Source organism: Streptomyces sp. NPDC001663 (assembly GCF_042893105.1).
Taxonomy (GTDB): Bacteria; Actinomycetota; Actinomycetes; order Streptomycetales; family Streptomycetaceae; genus Streptomyces.
Genome location: NZ_JBIAUR010000001.1, coordinates 411766 through 430728 on the forward strand (window position 1 = coordinate 411766; position 18963 = coordinate 430728).

Below are 18963 nucleotides of genomic sequence, written 5' to 3' on the forward strand. Positions count from 1 at the left end.
ACGGCGCCCCTCAGCGGTCCTCCGCCTTCCCGGCCACCATGCGTTCCAGCCGGTCGAAGCGTTCGTGCAGGGCGTGGGCGGTCTCCTCGGACAAGTCCCGGGCGGCACGGGCGAGATGATGGCGCCGCTGCTGCTCCCGTCCGACGAACCAGGTCGCGAGGGCCGCGGTGACCATGCCGTACGTGGTGATCCCGACGACCATCACGACTGCGCCGATGATCCGGCCGCCGAGCGTGACGGGGTAGAAGTCGCCGTAGCCGACGGTCGTCGCCGTCTCGATCGACCACCACAAGGCCTGCGGGTAGGTCCTCAAGTTGGCGCGCGGTGTGCCCTGTTCGGCGTCGACGACGGCCCACGAGCCGATGAGCATCACCACCGCCAGCACGGCCGTCGCCCAGCCCGCCGCCTTCACATGCAGCGACCGCCCCTCCCGGCCGAGCAGCAACTCGACCGCCCTGGCGAGGAATCCGGGCAGCATGGTCACTCCTTGGGGGACGACGGCATGGGGTCAGTGTCGCCGCGGGGACGGGAACGGGCACGCCGGACGGGGCGTTCGAGTTGCCGTACGACCTGGGGCGTTGTCCTCTGGAGCGGCACCTGTACTGCTTGTCCCCCGACGGAGGACCGAGTCCATGGCAGCGGATCCCCGCTCGGTACCGGAGACCTACGGCTTCGCATGTGCGGACTGCGGTCATGTCTGGACGGCCACCTTCCAGCTGATGTTCTTCACCGACCCGCTGGACGCCTCGGGCCTGACCACGCAGGAGTACGTCGATGAGGCGGGCCGGGCCGTCCGGTCCCCGCTCACCGAGGCGGTCTGCCCGAAATGCGGTGGGCGCAAGGTGCGCGTGCGCGAGGAGCGGAAGCCCACTTGACGCTCCGCTCACCCGGACGGACCAGTGCGCTGGTGGGCGGGTGGGGCTGGTGGTGCGCTGAAGGGGACCCACCGGCTCCGGCCTCTGCGGCCTTCTGGAGGCACCCGCGATGACCACTCGTCCCTGCCGACCCGCCCGCGTGCTCGCTTCCGCGTTGGCCGTGAGCGCGCTGCTGACCACCGCGGCCTGTTCGGACGGCGGTGACGGCGGGGGGTCCGCGGCCTCCGACGTCGTCGCCTCGCCCGTCGCCGAGAAGTCCCGTGCCGCCTCGCCGCAGGCCGCGCGGACGCCCACCGCCTCGCCGTCGGCCCGCCTCACCCACGCCGGGGCGCAGGCCGCGCTGATCACCGAGGCTGACATCGAGGACGACTGGAACCAGGTCAAGGGCGCGGCCGCCTGGGGCGACAAGCTCTCCATCGGCAAGGTCGACGTCGCCGCATTCCTCACCGCGAAGGCGAACGCCGCCGACTGCCAGCGGCTCCTCGACGCGCTCTACGACGAAGACCTGCTCGGCAAGCCGTCCGGCGCGTCGGCGCTGACCGGCTTCGAACAGGACGACTCCCGCCTCCTCTACCAGGTCGCCGCCTACAGCCCGGTCCGGCTGAGCTCCTCGTTGGCCTGGCTGAAGACCCTGCCGGACAAGTGCGACCAGTTCACCGCCACCGACGCCAAGGGCGTCAAGCGGACGGTCCAGGTGACCACCTCCTCGGTGCCCAAGCAGGGCGACGCCCGGCAGGGCCTGCACGTGACGGTGCAGGGCGCCGCGAACGGCGAATCCGCCACGCTCACCCTGGACGTGGCCGCCGTGCAGGTGGGCACCGACGCGATCACCGTCACCGCCGGCGGCCTGGACGGCGGCGAGCACGACTCCGTCGAGCTGGCGGTGCGCACGGGCGCCCAGCGACTCAAGGACGTCCAGGCCGGCAAGACACCCGCCCCGGGACCCGGCCGGACCGGCTGACGATCGCCAACTGGCCGATTCCGCACACCTGATCAGCCGATTCCGGGGACACATTGATCACCGGACGGCACAATGGCGACGACAGCCACAGGCGGTGCGAGAAGGAGCTGAGTCGTGAGCGAGAGCCACACCCCGTCGGACGTGTCGGCGAGGCTGAACACCGGTGTGGCGCACAACGCACGGGTGTGGAACTACTGGATCGGCGGCAAGGACAACTACGAGGTCGACCAGCAGGTCGGCGAGCATGTCGCCGGGATGTTCCCGATCATCCGGGAGATCGCCCGCGCGGACCGCTGGTTCCTGGGCCGGGCGGTGCGATTCCTCGCCGAGGAACGCGGGGTGCGGCAGTTCCTGGACATCGGCACCGGGCTGCCCACGGTGGACAACACCCACGAGATCGCCCAGCGGATCGCGCCCGACGCGCGGATCGTGTACGTCGACAACGACCCGATCGTGCTCGTCCACGCCCGCACCCTGCTGACCAGCAACTCCGGGGGCGTCACCGACTACATCGACGCCGATGTGCACGACCCGGCCGCGATCCTCGAACGCGCCGCCGGAACCCTCGACTTCACCAAGCCGGTCGCGGTGATGATGCTGGGCATCCTCAACTTCGTGCTGGACACCGAGAAGGCGCGGGAGATCGTGCGCGAGGTCATGGCGGCCGTCCCCGCCGGCAGTTTCCTGGTCCTGACCCACCCCACCTTCGACGACGACCTCGGCGGCGCGGGCCAGATCCCGGCCATGAAGTTCTGGAACGAGAACGCCACCCCGCCGATCACCGCCCGCAGCGGCGAGGACATCGCCGCGTTCTTCGAGGGGCTGGACCTGCTCGAGCCGGGCCTGGTGTCGTGCTCGCGGTGGCGTCCCGAGCCCGGATCGCCCGCCGTGGTACCGCAGTTCGGCGCGGTGGCCGTGAAACCCTGAGGGACGTGCCGACCCTGGAGGACGTATGACCACCCTTGCCGATCCCGTCCCCGGCGGCCGCCCCGGTGACGTCGACCGGGCCACCGCACTCGGCGGCGAGCTGTCGGGGCGGGGTGTGCACGGCATCGTGCTGGCCTACGTCGACACCGCGGGCATCGGCCGGGTGAAGACGATCCCGACGGCGAAGCTCGCCTCGGCGGCGGCCTGGGGCGTGGGCATGTCGCCGGTGTTCGACACGTTCCTGGCGAACGACTCCATCGTCACCACCGACGTCCTCGGCTCCCCGGACGGCGATCTGCGCCTGTACCCCGACCTCGACCAACTGGTCGTCCTGGCCGGGCAGCCCGGCTGGGCGTGGGCCCCGGTCGACCGGATCACGCAGGAGGGCGAGCGGCATCCGGGGTGCAGCCGCACGGTGCTCCGGCGCATCGTCACCGAGGCGGCCGAGCGGCACGGCCTCACCTTCAAGGCCGCCGTCGAGGTCGAGTGGGCGGTCGGTCGGGGTCCGGCCGCCGACGGCGACTTCGTACCGGCGCTCTCGGGCCCCGCGTACGGCGCCACGCGCCAGGTCGAACTCAGCGACTACACCGCCGACCTACTGTCCGCGTTCGCCGCGCAGGGCGTGGACGTCGAGCAGCTCCATCCCGAGTACGCGGCCGGGCAGTTCGAGATCTCCGTCGCGGCCCTCGACCCGGTGGCGGCGGCCGACCGGAGCGTCCTCGTACGGCAGACGATCCGCGCAGTGGCCGGGCGCCACGGGCTGGTGGTCTCCTTCGCCCCGGCGGTCCTCGCGCAGGGCGTCGGCAACGGCGGCCACCTCCACCTCTCCGCCTGGCGCGACGGCGCCAACCTGCACTCCGGAGGAGCGCACCGCTACGGCATGACGGCCGACGCCGAGTCCTTCGCGGCCGGCGTGCTCGCCCACCTCCCGGCCCTCACGGCGGTGACCGCCCCCAGCCCGGCCAGCTATCTGCGGCTCAAGCCCTCCCAGTGGGCCGGGGTGTTCACCGCCTGGGGCCGCGAGACCCGCGAGGCCGCGGTGCGGATCGTCACCGGCACGGCAGGTCTGCACGACCAGGCCGCGAACCTGGAGGTCAAGCCGGTCGACCTGGCCGCCAACCCGTATCTCGCCCTCGGCTGCGTGATCGCGGCCGGGCTCGACGGCCTGACCTCGTCCGCACCACTGCCCGAGGAGATCACCGGCGACCCGGCCCGCCTGGGCGAGACGGAGGCGGCGGCCCGCGGAGTGCGCCGACTGCCCACCTCGCTCACCGAAGCCGTCGAGGAGTTCCGCAAGGACGAACGGCTGCGCGCCGCCCTCGGGCCGGTCCTGGCGGACGCCGTGATCGCCGTACGGCAGGGAGAGATCGCGGCGGTCGACGGGCACGACGACGAACGGGTGGCGGCGGCCTACCGCTGGAAGTACTGAGATGAGCGGCCCGGTCCAAGAGGCGCTCGACGCACTGGAGTTGGTGGACCACCACTGCCACGGGGTCGTCACCGCCGACCTGGGCGCCGACCGTTTCGCGTCACTGCTCACCGAGGGCGAGGCATGGCCGGGCGTCTCGCCCTTCGACAGCCCGGTCGGCCTGGCCGTCCGCCGCCACTGCGCTCCCCTGCTGGACCTGCCGCGCCACGCGCCGGCCGAGGAGTACCTGGCGCGGCGGTCCGAACTGGGATGGCGCGAGGTGCACCGCCGTTTCCTCGCAGCCGCGGGGACCGGCGTGTTCTGCGTGGACACCGGATACGCGCCGGACGGTCTGACCACTCCGGCGGAGCTGGCCGGGACCGCGGGCGGCACGGCGTACGAGGTCGTACGGCTGGAGGGCGTCGCCGAGGCGGTGGCCGCGAAGGGGGTCGATCCCGACGAGTACGGCGCCGTCTTCCGCGCCACCGCGCAGGAGGCCGTGCGGCGGCCGGGCGTGGTGGGGGTCAAGTCCGTGGCCGCGTACCGCACCGGCTTCGACCTGGACCCGGCGCGCCCCTCGGACGCGGACGTCACCGAGGCGGCCCGGCACTGGCTCGCGCGGGGCGGCCGCCTGGACGATCCCGTTCTCGTACGGCATCTGCTGTGGACCGCGGTCGACCTCGGGCTGCCGCTCCAACTCCACACCGGCTTCGGCGACAACGACATCCGTCTGCACCGCGTCGATCCCACCCACCTCACCGACTGGCTGCACCTGACCGCCGGCACGATCCCGGTGCTGCTGCTGCACTGCTGGCCGTACCAGCGTCAAGCCGCCTATCTGGCTGCGGTGTTCGAGCACGTGTACCTGGACGTGGGCCTCACCCTGCACTACGTCGGGCCGGGGCGTGCCCGGGCGATTGTCGAGGAGGCCCTCGAGATCACGCCGTTCCGCAAGGTGCTGTACAGCTCGGACGCGTACGGTGTGGCCGAGTTCTACTGTCTGGGTGCCCTCGCCTTCCGGCAGGGTCTGGCCGGTCTGCTGCAGGACCGGGTGGACGCCGACGAACTGAGCCTGTCCGACGCGCTGCGGTTCGCGGAGTGGGCGGGAGCACACAATGCACGCCGGGTCTACCGCTTTTCCGGCACCTCCTGAAAGTATGATCAAGCAATGTCTGACATGACCGATACCACGCCCGGCTGGCTCTCCCCCGACGAGCTGGAGATGGCGCGCGCCCGGATGCCGATCCTGTACGTCGAGGCCGTGCCCGTGCGCGTCGACGACAGCGGCGAAGTCACCAGCGTCGGCCTGCTGCTGCGCATCGGCCCGGACGGGACGGTCAGCCGGACCCTGGTCTCCGGCCGGGTACTGCACCACGAGCGGGTCCGTGACGCCCTGCTGCGCCACCTGGAGAAGGACTTGGGTCCGGTGGCGCTGCCCCGGATCCCGGCCTCCCTGCAGCCGTTCACCGTCGCGGAGTACTTCCCGACGCACGGCGTCACGCCGTACCACGACCCGCGCCAGCACGCGGTGTCCCTGGCCTACGTCGTCCCCGTCACCGGCGACTGCCGGCCCCGGCAGGACGCCCTGGACCTGGTCTGGTTCAGCCCGCAGGAGGCCGTGTCGGAGACGGTCCAGAGCGAGATGCCGGGCGGGCACGGGGTGCTGCTCAGGCAGGCCCTGGCGCACGTCGGCTGCTCAGTTTGAGCATCGCGCTGAACGGTGTGACGGGGCGCTCCAGCCGCTCCCCGTCCACGGTGATGTCGACGGCCTCGTTGTAGAACGCGAGGAGATCCTTGATCGGGCCCACGGCGGGCAGCGGAACCGGGTAGCTCCAGACGACGTTCGGCGGCACGTCGGCCTCGCCGCGCAGCGACCAGTACTGGGCCGTGCCCTTGTACGGGCAGCCGGTGTGGTGGTCGGTGGGTTCGAACAGGTCGAGTCGGACGTCCTCGGCCGGAATGTAGTACCGCGTCGGGAGGCCGGTCTCGAAGAGCAGTACAGGCCGGTGGGTGTCGGCCACCACCGTGCCGTCGACGGTGACCTGCACGTGGCGGCTGCTGGGCAGGGCGTCGACGCGTTTGTGCGGGTCGCGGGGGTGGATGAAGATCTCTTCCTCCTCCTCGTACCAGTGGTCCAGGCCCTTGCCGCTGCGCCGGAACCACTCGAAGGCGATGTACTCGGCCAGATCGGCGGCCGGGAAGGTCCAGGCGGCGTTCTCCAGCAGCTCACCGTCGACCTCGAGGTCGTAGAAGATCTTCGATCCGGTGTGGGAGCCCGTGCGCGGGTTCTTCGCGGGACGGAGCAGGTCCTCGCGTACGTCGCCGCGCGGGAAGGCGTACTGGGGTACGGGCAGTGACGGCTCCCAGACGAGGAGGGGGTGGCGGCTGTCGACGACGGTGACGTCGCCCTTACGGCCGCGGACCCAGCGTTCGCTGGGCTCCCAAAGGAGGCCTTCGGGAGTGGTGCGAAGGGATCGTTCGGTGGGGAGTGCACTCATGACCGCTCTCCTTTCCTCGGTCCATGATGAACCCCATGGACCTTGAGCCGTACCGAAGCGAGCTGATCGCTTACTGCTATCGGATGTCCGGCTCGTTCCACGAGGCCGAGGACCTGGTGCAGGAGACGATGCTGCGCGCCTGGAAGGCCCGGGACCGGTACGACGCCTCGCGCGCGTCGGAGCGGACGTGGCTGTACCGGATCGCGACGAACGTGTGCCTGACCGCGCTGGAGGGGCGGGCGCGGCGGCCGTTGCCGTCGGGGCTCGGGGCGCCGAGCGAGGACCCGGGGGCGCCCCTGACACCGGCCTTCGACATCCCGTGGCTGCAGCCGTTCCCCGATGCGCGCTACGACGTCGAGGTGCGGGCCGAGCTGCGGCTGGCGCTGGTGGCGGCGATGCAGGTGCTGCCGGCGCGCCAGCGGGCGGTGCTGGTGCTGCGGGAAGTGCTGGAGTTCAGCGCGGCGGAGGTCGCGGAGCAGCTCGGGACCACGGTCGCCGCCGTCAACAGCGCGTTGCAGCGGGCGCGGGCGGCCGTGGCCGACCTGGGCGACCCGGGCGGGATCAGCGAGCCGGACGATGCCGGGGCGCGGGAGGTGGTCCGGCGGTACGCGCTCGCCTTCGAGGCCGCGGACGTGCCCGCGCTGGTGCGGCTGCTGACCGACGACGCCGTGCTGGAGATGCCGCCGGTGCCGCTGTGGTACCGCGGCCGCCGCGACTACGGCCGGTTCATGGAGCGGGTCTTCGAGATGCGCGGCACGGGGTGGACCGTGCGGCACCTCACCGCGGGCGGCGAGCCCGCGCTCGCGGCGTACGCGCCGGGGCCGGAGGGTGGCTTCCGGCTGCACACGCTGCAGGTGTTCACGGTGGTCGACGGGCGGATCGCGCGCAATGCCGTCTTCGCCGATCCGCGCGTGTTCGAGGCCTTCGAGCTACCCCTGGAGATTTCCTCCGCCTGAATTCGACGGCGTGCGATGAGTCCGGGCGGTGGCGCCGGTATGTACCGGTGACCACCGACCGAGACACCGAAAGGACATCGCCATGAGCGTCGTCGTCATCGAGTTCATCACCCTGGACGGGATCGTGTCCGACCCGGACGGCCGGGCCGGCACACCGGGCGGAGGCTGGGCGTTCCGGCACGGCCCCGAGACGGTCGCGGGGGACAAGTTCCGGCTCGGGGCCACCTTGGACGAAGGGGTCCTGCTGCTGGGGCGCACCACCTGGGAGCTGTTCTCCCGCCTGTGGCCGGGACGCGACGACCCGTTCTCCGCGCGCATGAACGCCGTACCGAAACTGGTCGCCTCCCGCACCCTGACCGATGCCTCGGCGTGGGCGAACTCGCGGATCCTGGACGGCGACCTGGCGGACGCGGTCAAGCGCGAGCGACGCGACGTGATCATCTCGGGCAGCCTGAGCGTCGTACACGCCCTGATGGCCGAGGACCTGATCGACGAGTACCGCCTCCTGACCTTCCCCACCATCCTCGGCACCGGCGCCCGTCTCTTCCCGGCCGGCGGCCCGCCCGCACATCTGGAGTGCCTGTCGGCCGAGCGGGTGGGTGCCACCGTACTCGCGAGTTACCGGAGGGATGCGTAGGTCAGTCGGTCTCCTCCGGCTTGCGCTGCGTGCTGCCGGGCTCGCCGGTGTCGCGGTGCCACTCGACGATCAGTTCGCTCGTCCCAGCTGGTCTCGCTGCGGCGGCCGACGTGGGAGGCGAGCTGCTTGGCGTAGCGGTGGGGGCGGTGCCTCTCGCGTCGCCTCCGTCCCGTCAGTAGGCCGCGTCCAGCCGGGCCCGCTGGTCCGCCGACAGTTCCAGGTCGACCGCGGCCAGGTTCTCCTCCAGCTGGGCCACGGACGACGCCCCCGCCAGCGGAATGATCGGGAGTTCGCCGCCCAGCTGCCAGGCCAGTACGACCTGGTTGGCGGTGGCGCCGGTCTCGCGGGCGATCTCGTGCAGCACGGTGAGGCGGGCCGGGGTGCCGGGGTGGTCGTAGTCCGAGGGGAGCCTGTCCGGGTGGGTGTAGGTGCCCTTGAGGAGCGGTGAGTACGCGACCAGGGTCAGGGCGGGTTCGGCCCGCAGGTAGCCGAGCAGGTCGGGGCCCGCGTGGCCGAGGCTGCCGTCCGGGAACAAGTCGCTGGGCACGTCGGTGCGGGGGCGGAGGTAACTGTGCGCGTACTGGAGCACCTCGTACCCCGGCAGCCCGGCCGCGGCCGCGATCGCGCGGGCCCGTTCCACCCGCCAGGCGGCCTGGTTGCTGACGCCGAGCAGGCCCACCGTGCCCTCGGCGACCAGTTCCGCGAAGCCCTCGACCGTCTCGCGCTGGGGGACGGTCGGGTCGTCGATGTGGGCGTAGAGCAGGTCCAGCTTCTCCACGCCGAGGCGCTCGCGGCTGCGTTCGGCGGACTCGCGGATCACCTTCGCCGACAGGCCCTCCGGATTGTCGGTGAAGCTGGTGCCGGGGGCGAGCGGGCGGGCGCCGAGCTTGGTCGCGATGAAGATCTCGTCGCCGATGCCGCGGCTGCGCCGCCACCGGCCGAGGAGTTCCTCGCTCTGGCCGCCCTGGCCGCCGTCGACCCAGAAGGCGTAGTTGTCGGACGTGTCGATGAAGTTGCCGCCGGCCTCGACATAGCGGTCGAGGAGGGCGAAGGACGTCTCCTCGTCGGTCCGGGAGCCGAAGAGCATCGCGCCGAGCGCGAGCACGCTCACCTCGCGGCGGCCCGCCGGGTCACTTCCGATCGTGCGGTACTTCATGGGTGTCCCTCCCGTACGTACCCGCCGTTGCGGGCACGTACGGGAGTCTTCAGCTTGGAGCGCACGCGAAGTCAAGGGACCGCGCACCCTACTTGCCGAACGGCCCCTCCAGCGCCGCCCACTGCAGCAGCATGATGGTCTTGGCGTCGTTGATCTCGCCGGTGCGGATCATCTCCAGGGCCCGGCGGAAGGGCAGTTCGACGATCTCGATGTCCTCGCCCTCGTCGTCCAGGCCGCCGCCCTCGTGGGTGCGGGTCGAGGGGCCGTAGGCGGCGGCGTAGAAGCTGACGCGTTCGGTGACCGAGCCGGGGCTCATGTAGACGTCGAAGACATGCTGGACGTCGCCGATGGTGTGGCCGGTCTCCTCGACCACCTCGCGGCGGACGGCGAGTTCGGGGTGCTCGTCATCGTCGTCGAGGAGTCCGCCGGGAGTCTCGATCAGCATGCCGTCGGGGTGGCCGTTCACATAGACCGGGAAGCGGAACTGCCGTGTGAGCAGGACGGTTTCGCGTTCGGTGTCATAGAGCAGCATGGTGGCGCCGTTACCGCGGTCGTGTGTCTCGCGCTGCTCGGTGCTCCAGCTTCCGTCCGTGTGCCGGTAGTCGAAGGTGGTGGCGCGCTCGACGTACCAGTGGCTGGACAGCAGCTTCACTTCCCGCACCTTCACGCGGGGGTTGCCGGTCAGGTCGAGGCCGGTGCGATCCAGGCCGGTGCGGCCGCGGCGGTCCGGGGTGTCGATGCCGGCGGTCATCGCAGTCCGCCGGCCGTGCGTGAGTGGGTCATGTTCGCTGTCTATCACGGCCGCCGTTCAGGTCACGGTGAGCACATGGGCGTGCCAGGCGGGAAGGTCGACGAACAGGCCCGGGGCGAGCAGGGCGCCGCCGTCGCGGTCGTACGTCTGGTTCGAGAGCAGGTCGGACAGCCGGCAGGGGCGTCCGGCGAGGTCGGGCCAGGGCAGGGGTACCTGTCCCTGGGCAGGGGCGTCGGAGTAGTTGACGATCACCACGTGGCGGCTGTCGGTGCCGGTCCAGCTCCACGCGAGCAGAGTGCGGTGGGTGTCGTTGTCCGGCCAGCCGGTGGTGGTCAGCAGGTGCCAGTCTCCGTCGCGCACGGCGGCCGCCGCCGGGAGCAACTGCGCGTAGAACGCGCGGAGTTGTTCGTCGACGGGTTCCTGCGGCCTGCGGGAGAGGAACACCGGGAGGCGGACCTTGCGGCCCTCGAACTGGCCCTCGTGCCAGAGAATGGCTCCGGGGAGCGTGGCGACGGTCACGGCGGCCGCGCGGTGCCGGGCGGTGTCCGGGAAGGTGGCGGCGGCACGGGGTTCGTCGTGGTTCTCCAGGAAGCGGACCAGGCCGCGCTGGTAGGTGAGGTCGGCCTGGAGGTGGGCGCGGGTCGACTCGGCGCCCTCATGGACGAGACGGTCGTAGAGCCGCTTGTCGTAGCAGTGGTCGAAGCCCTGTTGCTGAAGGGCCCATTCGAGGTCCCAGTACGCCTCCGCGACGAAGAGGAGGTCGGGGTGGCGGGCGCGGACACGCGGGATCACGTACGGCCAGAAGTCCTCGGCGGGCGCGGGTCCGGCCCGGTCGCCCCAGGTCTTGGCGAAGACGTCGTTCATCAGCAGCATCGCCATGTCGCAGCGCACGCCGTCCGCCTGGTCGCCGATGGAGACGAGGGTGTCGACTGTCGCGGTGCGCAAGTCGCCGTCGAAGGCGTTCAGTTGGACCACGTCGTGCCAGGGCGCGAAGAAGGGGTCTCGGCCGTTGGCGTAGATCCGTCCGCCGACGTCGAGGAAGCCCTCGGGCGACCGGGCCAGCTCGTCGCGCGTGCCCTGGATCAGGCGCCCGGGGTGTTCCGTCAGCCAGGGGTGGTCGGGGGCCACGTGGTTGGGGACGTAGTCGAGGATCAACCGGACGCCTCGGGAGGCCAGTTGGGCGCGCGCCTCGGCCAGGCCGTCCGGTCCGCCGAGGCTCGCGTCGACCACGTAGTCGCGTACGCAGTACGGGGATCCGGCGATGTCCGCCTCGGTGAGGTCGGGCAGGGCGTCGCGGAACGAGGCACGCAGGGGCTCGTCGCGCAGGGCGATCGCCAGGCCGGCCGGGCTGCGCTCCCAGACGCCCATCAGCCAGACGGTGTCGATGCCGGGCCGGGCGACCTCGTCCCAGACCTCGCCGGGCACGTCGCCCAGGGTGACGCGGCGCCCGAACCGTCCGCTCAACTCGCCGAGCCAGACAAGGGTGTTGATCTCGTGGATGACGGTCATGACAGGGGCTCCTGCGCACTCGCGCCCTCGAACCGTTCGTCCACCGACCGCTCTTCCACCGGCCGCAGGGACTCGCGGCCACCGCGGTGCCAGTCGTCGGCGCTGATGGCGTGGAACAGGGTCGCGGTGGCGGCCACCAGTCCGGTCCAGCCGGTCTGGTGGGAGGCGCCGAGGCCCGCGCCGTTGTCGCCGTGGAAGTACTCGTAGAAGAGGATCAGGTCCTTCCAGTGCGGGTCCTTGGCGAACTTGGGCTGTGCGCCGTGCACCGGACGGTGGCCGTCCTCGCCGGTCAGGAAGGTGGCGGTGAGCCGGTCGGAGATCTCGCGGGCGACCTCGTACAGGTTCATCCGCCGTCCGGAGCCGGTCGGGCACTCCACGGTGAAGTCGGGGCCGTGGTAGCCGTGCAGGTTCAGCAGGGCACGGATGAGCAGGAGGTTCATCGGGAACCACACCGGGCCGCGCCAGTTGGAGTTGCCGCCGAACATGGCCGAGTCGGACTCCGCGGGCAGGTAACCGACGCCGTACGTCTGCCCGTTGACGTCGAAGTGGTACGGGTGCTCGGCGTGGTACCGGGAGAGGGACCGGATGCCGTGCGGGCCCAGGAACTCCTCCTCGTCGAGCATGCGGGCCAGGATGCGGCGCAGCCGGTCCTCGCCGAACAGGGCGAAGAGGTAGCGGCCGTTCCTGTCGGCCTCGCCCAGGTCGTGCTGCTGGACGACGGCCTCGACGGCGGGGTGCCGCCTGATGAACTCCTGTGCTCCCTGGACCAGTTCGGGGAACCGCTGGTCGGCCCGGCCGCCGATCACGCTGGTCGCCGCCAGCGGTATCAAGCCGACCAGGGACCGCACCTTCAACGGGGTGGCGCTGCCGTCGGGCAGCCGCAGGACGTCGTAGAAGAAGCCGTCCTCCTCGTCCCACAGGCTGGCGTTGTCCTTGCCGATACGGTTCATGGCGACGGCGATCCAGGCGAAGTGCTCGAAGAGCATCTGCGCCTGCTCGACGTAGACCGGGTTGTCGACGGCGAGTTCGATGGCGATGTCGAAGAGGTTCTGGCAGTACAGCGCCATCCATGCGGTGCCGTCGGCCTGGTCGAGCTGGCCGCCGGTGGGCAGCGGGGCGCTGCGGTCGAAGACGCCGATGTTGTCGAGGCCGAGGAAGCCGCCCTGGAAGACGTTGTTGCCGTCGGCGTCCTTGCGGTTGAGCCACCAGGTGAAGTTCTTGCTCAGCTTCTGGAAGGCGTTCTCGAGGAAGGCACGGTCGGCCCGGCCGGTGCGGTGCTTCTCGAGTTCGTAGACGAAGAGGACCGCCCAGGCGTGCACGGGCGGGTTGACGTCGCCGAAGTTCCATTCGTACGCGGGGATCTGGCCGTTGGGGTGCAGGTAGAGGCGGCGCAGCAGCAGTTCCAACTGGCCTTTGGCGAAGCCGATGTCGACCATGGACAGGGCGAGGGTGTGGAAGGCGAGGTCCCAGGCCGCGAACCAGGGGTACTCCCAGGTGTCCGGCATCGACATGATCTCGTCGTTGACCATGTGATACCAGGCGCTGTTGCGGACCTTCGGGTCGGCGGAGAGCGGGTCGACGCCGTGTTCCGCGAGCCAGCGCTCGACGTCGAGGTAGTAGTACTGCTTGCTCCACAGCATCCCGGCGAGCGCCTGGCGCACCAGTCGGCGCTCGTCCTCGCCCATGCCGTCCGGGACGACGTCCTCGTAGAAGGCGTCGGCCTCGGTCCGGCGCATGTCCATGACGGCCGCGAACTCCGCCCAGGGGTCGATGAGTTCGGTGTCGGTTAGCCGTAGGCGCACGGTCGCACTCTCGCCCGCAGGGATCGTGATCATGTGATGGACGGCTGCCTTGGTGCCGGTCTGCGCCGGATTGACGGCGCCGGTGTCGCCGTGCACGACGCGGCGGTCGATGCCGTCCTTGACGTACGGCGTGCTGTTCGGACTGCCGAAGATGCGCTCGTTGTTGGTCTCGTTCTCGGTGAACAGGGCAGGGGCGTCGGTGTCCCAGTACAGCCACCGCGGGCCCAGCTCCTCGTGGTCGGCGCGGATGGCGTTCGGTGTCCTGTGGAGGCTCGGGACGGCGGCGCCGCCGGCCCAGGACCAGGTGTGCCGGAACCAGAGGGTCGGCAGGAGGTGCAGGGCGGCCTCGTCGGGGCCGCGGTTGTGTGCGGTGATCTCGATCAGCAGGTCTTCCGGTCCCGACTTGGCGTACTCGACGAAGACGTCGAAGTAGCGGTCCTCGTCGAAGACGCCGGTGTCGAGCAGCTCGTACTCGTAGTCGCGGCGGCCGCGGGCCTTGTTGGTGGCGACGAGGTCGGCGTAGGGGAACTCGCCCTGCGGGTACTTGTAGAGGTACTTCATGTACGAGTGGGTGGGCGTGTTGTCGAGGTGGAAGTAGTACTCCTTGACGTCCTCGCCGTGATTGCCCTCGCTGTTGGTCAGGCCGAACATCCGCTCCTTGAGGATCGGGTCGCGGCCGTTCCACAGGGCGAGCGCGAAGCACAGCCGCTGCTTGTCGTCGCTGACGCCGGCGATGCCGTCCTCGCCCCAGCGGTAGGCGCGGGAGCGTGCCTGGTCGTGCGTGAAGTACGACCAGGCCTCGCCGTCGGGGCTGTAGTCCTCCCGGACGGTCCCCCACTGACGCTCGCTGAGGTAGGGGCCCCAGCGCCGCCAAGCCTCTCGGCCGGCGTCGGCCTCCTGGAGCCGCTGCCGTTCGGCGCCCGTCGTGCCGCTGTCAGCCACCATGGTCCGCCGCCTCCTCACCAACCGGGCATCACCCCCAGACTCGGACGTCCCGGACGGGCCTGCAATGGGTGGGCGGCGGAGGGGTTACTTCCCTATCCGGCAGTGGCCACCGCGGCCGGCTCCGGCTCGGCGACCGGCGGATGCGCGAGGTCGTAGGCGCTCTCGGCGTGCAGGTGGACGTCGACGCCGCCCTCCTCGACCTCGGGGCGGACCCGCAGGCCCATGGTCTTGTCGAGGGCCTTGGCGATGACCCAGGTGACGGCGAAGGAGTACGCCAGGACGGCGAAGGCGCCCACCGCCTGCTTGCCGAGGAGGCCGAGTCCGCCGCCGTAGAGCAGACCGTCGACGCCGTTGGGGGCCTCGGACGTGGCCAGCACACCCACGAGCAGCGTGCCGGTGATGCCGCCCACCAGGTGGATGCCGACGACGTCGAGGGAGTCGTCGTAGCCGAGCCGGTACTTGAGGCCGACCGCCAGGGCGCACACCGCGCCGCCGATGGCGCCCAGCAGGAGTGCGCCGAGCGGGGAGACGGCGCCGCAGGACGGGGTGATGGCGACCAGGCCGGCGATCGCGCCGGAGGCGGCGCCGAGGCTGGTGGCGTGACCGTCGCGCAGCTTCTCCACGACGAGCCAGCCGAGCATCGCGGAGCAGGTCGCGGTGAAGGTGTTCAGTACGACGACGGAGGCGGCGTTGGACGAGGTGAGTGCGGAGCCGCCGTTGAAGCCGAACCAGCCGAACCAGAGCAGGCCCGCGCCGAGCATCACGAGGGGGAGGTTGTGCGGGCGTTCCGCGCCGCCCTCCTTCTTCCAGCCGAGGCGCTTGCCGAGGACGAGGATGACCGCCAGGGCCGCCGCGCCGGAGTTGATGTGGACGGCCGTGCCGCCCGCGAAGTCGATCGCGCCGAGCTTGTTCACGATCCAGCCGCCGGCCACGCCCTTGCCGTCGAAGGCGAACACCCAGTGGGCGACCGGCAGATAGACCAGTGTCACCCAGATGCCGGTGAAGGCCATCCAGGCGCCGAACTTGATGCGGTCGGAGATGGCGCCGCAGATCAGGGCGGCGGTCAGCGCCGCGAAGAGGGCTTGGAAGGCGGCGAAGATCGAGAGCGGGATGACGGCCTTCGGGTCGTCCTTCATGACGCCGCTCATCCCGAAGTACTCGGTGATGTCACCGAGGATTCCTGCGCCGCCGATCGAGTCGCCGAAGGAGGCCGAGAAGCCGTAGACGACCCAGATGCAGCCGACCAGGGCCACGGAGCCGAAGGTCATCATGATCATGTTCAGGACGCTCTTGGCGGCGACCATGCCGCCGTAGAAGAGCGCGAGGCCCGGCACCATCAGACAGACGAGTGCCGTGCTCGCGAGCATCCAAGCGGTACTTCCGGTGTCCATGCGCACACTCCGAAGAGAGGTCCAACCCAGGGAAACGGTGTTTCACCGCAGTAGACCGAAGGTGCGTTACAGGACAGCTCCGTGGCTGATTAAGCCCGGGTTTCAGTGCTGCGGGCTGTCCCCGAAGGCCGTCACGGTGAGGAAGCGGATGGGGAGTTCGAGCAGGGTCTCCGGGCCGTGCGGGGCCTCGCCGTCGAACTGGAGGGCGTCGCCGGGGCGCAGGGTGTAGCTGGACTTGCCGTGGCCGTAGATCATGACGCCTTCGAGCATGTAGATGATCTCGGTGCCGGCGTGCTGGAAGAGCGGGAAGACCTCGCTCTGCTCGGTCAGGGTGACCAGCAGGGCGTCCATCCGCTTGTGGGCGCCCCGGAGCGAGCCGAGCTGGGCGTACTCGTGGCCGACCTTGGTGCCCCGCCGGACGATCCGGGCGCCGTGGCCGGCGGGTACGAAGACCGCCTCGCGTTCGTCGTCCATGCCGCGGAAAAGGGCGGTGACCGGGACGTCGAGACCGCGCGCCAGCCGGGAGAGGGTGGTGAGGCTGCACGCGGTCTGGGCGTTCTCGATCTTCGACAGCATGGCCTTGGAGATGCCGACCCGCTGCGCCATCTCGCCGACCGAGAGCCCGGCCGCCTGGCGGTACTCACGGGCCCGGACCGCGATGATGCGCTCCAGGGCCTTGTCCTCGGCTTCCGCTGCGGGTTCGGGGTGCTCGGTCACCGGCGCATCCTATGCCGAGCGGTCCAGGCGGAAGCGGGGGTGGGCCTCGGCTCGGCCGGTGGCGAGGTCGGCCGCCATCGCGCCGATGAGCGGGGTGAACTTGGCGCCCTGGCCGGAGCAGGGGGAGACGATGACGAGGGGGCCGTGCCGGTCGAGGACGAAGTCGTCGTCATCGGTGGTGGTGTAGAGGCAGGTCGCCTCCGCGACCGGGGCGGGGTCCAGGCCCGGGAGCCGGTCGCGGACGAAGCCGCTCACGCGGGTGCGCGACGACGGGTCGACGACGCCGGTGCGCGTACTGGCCGTGGTGGGGGTGCCGCGATCGTGCTCGGCGACCTTGACGGCGGGCAGCGGACCGCCGTCGCTGCCGGACGGCAGGCCGTAGGTCTGCATCGTCTCGTCCTTGAAGACCAGCGTCGGCCACCGGACGGACGGCTCCCGCTGCCGGAAGTGGAAGACCTGCTGCTGGGTCACCTTCAACTCCGGCAGATGGAAGGGCAGTTCGAGCTCGGGCAGCCAGGCTCCGGCGGCGATCACCGCCGTGTCGGCGGTGAGTTCACGGCCGTCGTCGGTGCGCAGCCGTACCTTCTCCCCGACGTCGAAGCCCGTGACCCGGACACCGATCCACGCGTCCGCCCCGTACTCGACGGCCCTGCGCACACACGCCGCGACCGTCTCGTCGGCATCGATCACGCCGGCGTCCGGGTGGTAGAGGACCGGACCGTCGAAGCGGATGTACGGCCAGCGCTCCGCCGCGGCCTCGGCGCCCAGACGTTCGTACGGCACTCCGGCCTTGCCCAGCACTCCGGCCAGCCCCTCCGGGTCGCGCCCCGCCCCGAAGTCGAGGCCACCGGTCGTGCGCAGCAAGGGGGTCGAGCTGTCGTGCTCCAGCTCGCGCCACTGCTCATGGGCCTGCCCGGTCAACTCCACGTAGAGGTCCTTGGCGTACGCCCGCCGGAAGATCCGCGAGCTGCCGTGCGAACTGCCGTGCCTGTGCCCGATGTCGTACGCCTCGATCAGCGTGACCTCGTGGCCGCGGCGGGCGAGTTGCCAGGCGGTGGCCGCGCCCATCAGACCGGCACCTACGACGGCGATCACAGACCCTCCCCGGGGATCCAGTTCGTGCCCGCGAGCGGGACGCGGGCCATGGCGGCGGCCTCGATCGTAAGGGCCACCAGGTCCTCGGGCTCCAGGTGCAGGAGGTGGGCCTTGCCGCAGGCGCGGGCCAGGGTCTGGGCCTCCATGGTCATCACCCGCAGGTAGTTCGCGAGCCGGCGACCGGCCTCCTGCGGGTCGAGGCGGGCGGACAGCTCCTCGTCCTGGGTGGAGATGCCGGCCGGGTCGCGGCCGTCCTGGTAGTCGTCGAAGTAGCCGGCCGCGGAGCCCAGTCGGCGGTACTCGGCGTCGTACTTCGGATGGTTGTCGCCGAGCGCGATCAGCGCGGCCGTGCCGATGGCGACCGCGTCCGCGCCGAGCGCGAGGGCCTTGGCCATGTCGGCGCCGCCCCGGATACCACCGGAGACGATCAGCTGGACCTCGCGGTGGACGCCCAACTCCTGCAGTGCCTTTACGGCTTGGGGCAGGGCGGCCAGGGTCGGGATGCCGACGTGCTCGATGAAGACGTCCTGGGTGGCGGCCGTGCCGCCCTGCATGCCGTCGACGACCACGACGTCGGCGCCCGCGTGGACGGCGAGCTTCACGTCGTAGTACGTACGCGTGGCACCGACCTTCACATAGATCGGCTTCTCCCAGTCGGTGATCTCGCGCAGTTCAAGGATCTTGATGGCGAGGTCGTCCGGGCCGGTCCAGTCGGGGTGACGGCAGGCGCTGCGCTGGTCGATGCCGACGGGCAAGGTCCGCATGCCGGCGACCCGTTCGGTGATCTTCTGCCCGAGCAGCATGCCTCCGCCGCCGGGCTTGGCGCCCTGCCCGAGGACCACCTCGATGGCGTCGGCGGCGCGCAGGTCGTCGGGGTTCATGCCGTAGCGGGACGGCAGGTACTGGTAGACGAGGTGCTTGGAGTGGCCGCGTTCCTCGGGGGTCATGCCTCCGTCGCCGGTGGTGGTGGAGGTGCCGACCTCGCTGGCGCCCCGGCCGAGGGCCTCCTTGGCCTGGGCGGACAACGCGCCGAAGCTCATGCCGGCGATGGTGACGGGAGTGGCCAGCCGCAGGGGGTGCTTGGCGTGCCGGGTGCCGAGGACGACGTCCGTGTCGCAGCGCTCGCGGTAACCCTCCAGCGGATAGCGGGACATGGAGGCGCCGAGCAGCAACAGATCATCGAAGTGCGGCAGCTTGCGCTTGGCGCCCCAGCCGCGGATGTCGTAGATACCGGTCTCGGCGGCGCGCTGGATGGCGTGGATGGTGGCGCGATCAAAGGTGGCCGACTCGCGCAGGCCGTGGGATGCGGGTTCCATGATCTTCGAACTCCCTTGG

Annotated in this window: 18 protein-coding genes; 8 read left to right on the top strand and 10 right to left on the bottom strand. The window is 70.9% G+C overall.

Annotated elements, in window-relative coordinates:
* Nucleotides 1-10: 10 nt before the first annotated feature.
* Complete coding sequence (locus ACFY1L_RS01970) at nt 11-478, bottom strand: potassium channel family protein (protein ID WP_388816675.1); 468 nt, start codon at nt 476-478, stop codon at nt 11-13.
* A 154-nt stretch (nt 479-632) separates the two neighbouring features.
* On the opposite strand from ACFY1L_RS01970, the gene ACFY1L_RS01975 reads away from it, so the two are divergent.
* The 6 genes from ACFY1L_RS01975 to ACFY1L_RS02000 all read left to right on the top strand — a co-directional run bounded on the left by ACFY1L_RS01975 (nt 633) and on the right by ACFY1L_RS02000 (nt 5876).
* Nucleotides 633-875 (top strand): hypothetical protein, encoded by a 243-nt coding sequence (locus ACFY1L_RS01975; RefSeq protein ID WP_388816677.1) that lies wholly within the window; start codon nt 633-635, stop codon nt 873-875.
* A gap of 109 nt (nt 876-984) precedes the next feature.
* Nucleotides 985-1836, top strand: a complete 852-nt coding sequence (locus ACFY1L_RS01980; protein WP_388816679.1) for a hypothetical protein — start codon at nt 985-987, stop codon at nt 1834-1836.
* Between the two features lie 114 nt (nt 1837-1950).
* Entirely contained in the window at nt 1951-2763 is an 813-nt protein-coding gene (locus ACFY1L_RS01985) for an SAM-dependent methyltransferase (protein WP_388816681.1), read from the top strand.
* A gap of 25 nt (nt 2764-2788) precedes the next feature.
* Nucleotides 2789-4192, top strand: a complete 1404-nt coding sequence (locus ACFY1L_RS01990; protein ID WP_388816683.1) for a glutamine synthetase family protein — start codon at nt 2789-2791, stop codon at nt 4190-4192.
* Nucleotide 4193: 1 nt separating this feature from the next.
* Entirely contained in the window at nt 4194-5324 is a 1131-nt protein-coding gene (locus ACFY1L_RS01995) for an amidohydrolase family protein (RefSeq protein WP_388816685.1), read from the top strand.
* A gap of 15 nt (nt 5325-5339) precedes the next feature.
* The gene (locus tag ACFY1L_RS02000) at nt 5340-5876 is read left to right on the top strand and encodes an NUDIX hydrolase family protein (RefSeq protein WP_361259084.1); all 537 of its coding nucleotides are present in this window, start codon (nt 5340-5342) and stop codon (nt 5874-5876) included.
* Here the strand turns inward: ACFY1L_RS02000 and ACFY1L_RS02005 are convergent.
* Complete coding sequence (locus ACFY1L_RS02005) at nt 5839-6669, bottom strand: DUF427 domain-containing protein (protein ID WP_388816688.1); 831 nt, start codon at nt 6667-6669, stop codon at nt 5839-5841. The genes ACFY1L_RS02000 and ACFY1L_RS02005 overlap by 38 nt on opposite strands.
* Before the next feature lie 35 nt (nt 6670-6704).
* On the opposite strand from ACFY1L_RS02005, the gene ACFY1L_RS02010 reads away from it, so the two are divergent.
* Both ACFY1L_RS02010 and ACFY1L_RS02015 read left to right on the top strand, forming a co-directional pair.
* A complete protein-coding gene (locus ACFY1L_RS02010) occupies nt 6705-7625 on the top strand; it encodes a sigma-70 family RNA polymerase sigma factor (RefSeq protein WP_388816691.1) in 921 nt (306 codons plus the stop codon).
* An 82-nt stretch (nt 7626-7707) separates the two neighbouring features.
* On the top strand, nt 7708-8262 hold the full coding sequence (locus ACFY1L_RS02015) for a dihydrofolate reductase family protein (protein ID WP_388816693.1): 555 nt from the start codon (nt 7708-7710) through the stop codon (nt 8260-8262).
* Between the two features lie 172 nt (nt 8263-8434).
* On the opposite strand, the gene ACFY1L_RS02020 is transcribed toward ACFY1L_RS02015, so the two are convergent.
* From ACFY1L_RS02020 to ACFY1L_RS02055, 8 genes are all read right to left on the bottom strand, one after another.
* The gene (locus ACFY1L_RS02020) at nt 8435-9418 is read right to left on the bottom strand and encodes an aldo/keto reductase (protein WP_388816696.1); all 984 of its coding nucleotides are present in this window, start codon (nt 9416-9418) and stop codon (nt 8435-8437) included.
* 88 nt (nt 9419-9506) lie between these two features.
* Nucleotides 9507-10169, bottom strand: coding sequence for an NUDIX domain-containing protein (locus tag ACFY1L_RS02025; RefSeq protein WP_388816699.1), 663 nt, complete (start codon nt 10167-10169; stop codon nt 9507-9509).
* 57 nt (nt 10170-10226) lie between these two features.
* Nucleotides 10227-11678: an alpha-amylase gene (locus ACFY1L_RS02030; protein ID WP_388816702.1), complete on the bottom strand. Its 1452-nt coding sequence runs from the start codon at nt 11676-11678 to the stop codon at nt 10227-10229.
* Nucleotides 11675-14425 carry a glucosidase gene (locus tag ACFY1L_RS02035; protein ID WP_388816704.1) on the bottom strand — a complete coding sequence of 917 codons (2751 nt, stop codon included), beginning with the start codon at nt 14423-14425 and terminating at the stop codon, nt 11675-11677. Before ACFY1L_RS02035 ends, ACFY1L_RS02030 begins: the two co-directional genes overlap by 4 nt.
* A 92-nt stretch (nt 14426-14517) precedes the next feature.
* Nucleotides 14518-15816, bottom strand: a complete 1299-nt coding sequence (locus tag ACFY1L_RS02040; protein WP_388816707.1) for an ammonium transporter — start codon at nt 15814-15816, stop codon at nt 14518-14520.
* A gap of 102 nt (nt 15817-15918) precedes the next feature.
* A complete protein-coding gene (locus ACFY1L_RS02045) occupies nt 15919-16533 on the bottom strand; it encodes a helix-turn-helix domain-containing protein (protein WP_388816709.1) in 615 nt (204 codons plus the stop codon).
* A 9-nt stretch (nt 16534-16542) separates the two neighbouring features.
* Complete coding sequence (locus ACFY1L_RS02050) at nt 16543-17628, bottom strand: FAD-dependent oxidoreductase (protein ID WP_388816712.1); 1086 nt, start codon at nt 17626-17628, stop codon at nt 16543-16545.
* A complete protein-coding gene (locus ACFY1L_RS02055; RefSeq protein WP_388816715.1) occupies nt 17625-18944 on the bottom strand; it encodes an FMN-binding glutamate synthase family protein in 1320 nt (439 codons plus the stop codon). Before ACFY1L_RS02055 ends, ACFY1L_RS02050 begins: the two co-directional genes overlap by 4 nt.
* Between the last annotated feature and the right edge of the window lie 19 nt (nt 18945-18963).

Coding starts and splice junctions, on each gene's coding strand:
- ACFY1L_RS01970 (WP_388816675.1), bottom strand. CDS start 478: ATGCTGCCCGGATTCCTCGCCAGGGCGGTCGAGTTGCTGCTCGGCCGG.
- ACFY1L_RS01975 (WP_388816677.1), top strand. CDS start 633: ATGGCAGCGGATCCCCGCTCGGTACCGGAGACCTACGGCTTCGCATGT.
- ACFY1L_RS01980 (WP_388816679.1), top strand. CDS start 985: ATGACCACTCGTCCCTGCCGACCCGCCCGCGTGCTCGCTTCCGCGTTG.
- ACFY1L_RS01990 (WP_388816683.1), top strand. CDS start 2,789: ATGACCACCCTTGCCGATCCCGTCCCCGGCGGCCGCCCCGGTGACGTC.
- ACFY1L_RS01995 (WP_388816685.1), top strand. CDS start 4,194: ATGAGCGGCCCGGTCCAAGAGGCGCTCGACGCACTGGAGTTGGTGGAC.
- ACFY1L_RS02000 (WP_361259084.1), top strand. CDS start 5,340: ATGTCTGACATGACCGATACCACGCCCGGCTGGCTCTCCCCCGACGAG.
- ACFY1L_RS02005 (WP_388816688.1), bottom strand. CDS start 6,669: ATGAGTGCACTCCCCACCGAACGATCCCTTCGCACCACTCCCGAAGGC.
- ACFY1L_RS02010 (WP_388816691.1), top strand. CDS start 6,705: ATGGACCTTGAGCCGTACCGAAGCGAGCTGATCGCTTACTGCTATCGG.
- ACFY1L_RS02015 (WP_388816693.1), top strand. CDS start 7,708: ATGAGCGTCGTCGTCATCGAGTTCATCACCCTGGACGGGATCGTGTCC.
- ACFY1L_RS02020 (WP_388816696.1), bottom strand. CDS start 9,418: ATGAAGTACCGCACGATCGGAAGTGACCCGGCGGGCCGCCGCGAGGTG.
- ACFY1L_RS02025 (WP_388816699.1), bottom strand. CDS start 10,169: ATGACCGCCGGCATCGACACCCCGGACCGCCGCGGCCGCACCGGCCTG.
- ACFY1L_RS02030 (WP_388816702.1), bottom strand. CDS start 11,678: ATGACCGTCATCCACGAGATCAACACCCTTGTCTGGCTCGGCGAGTTG.
- ACFY1L_RS02035 (WP_388816704.1), bottom strand. CDS start 14,425: ATGGTGGCTGACAGCGGCACGACGGGCGCCGAACGGCAGCGGCTCCAG.
- ACFY1L_RS02040 (WP_388816707.1), bottom strand. CDS start 15,816: ATGGACACCGGAAGTACCGCTTGGATGCTCGCGAGCACGGCACTCGTC.
- ACFY1L_RS02055 (WP_388816715.1), bottom strand. CDS start 18,944: ATGGAACCCGCATCCCACGGCCTGCGCGAGTCGGCCACCTTTGATCGC.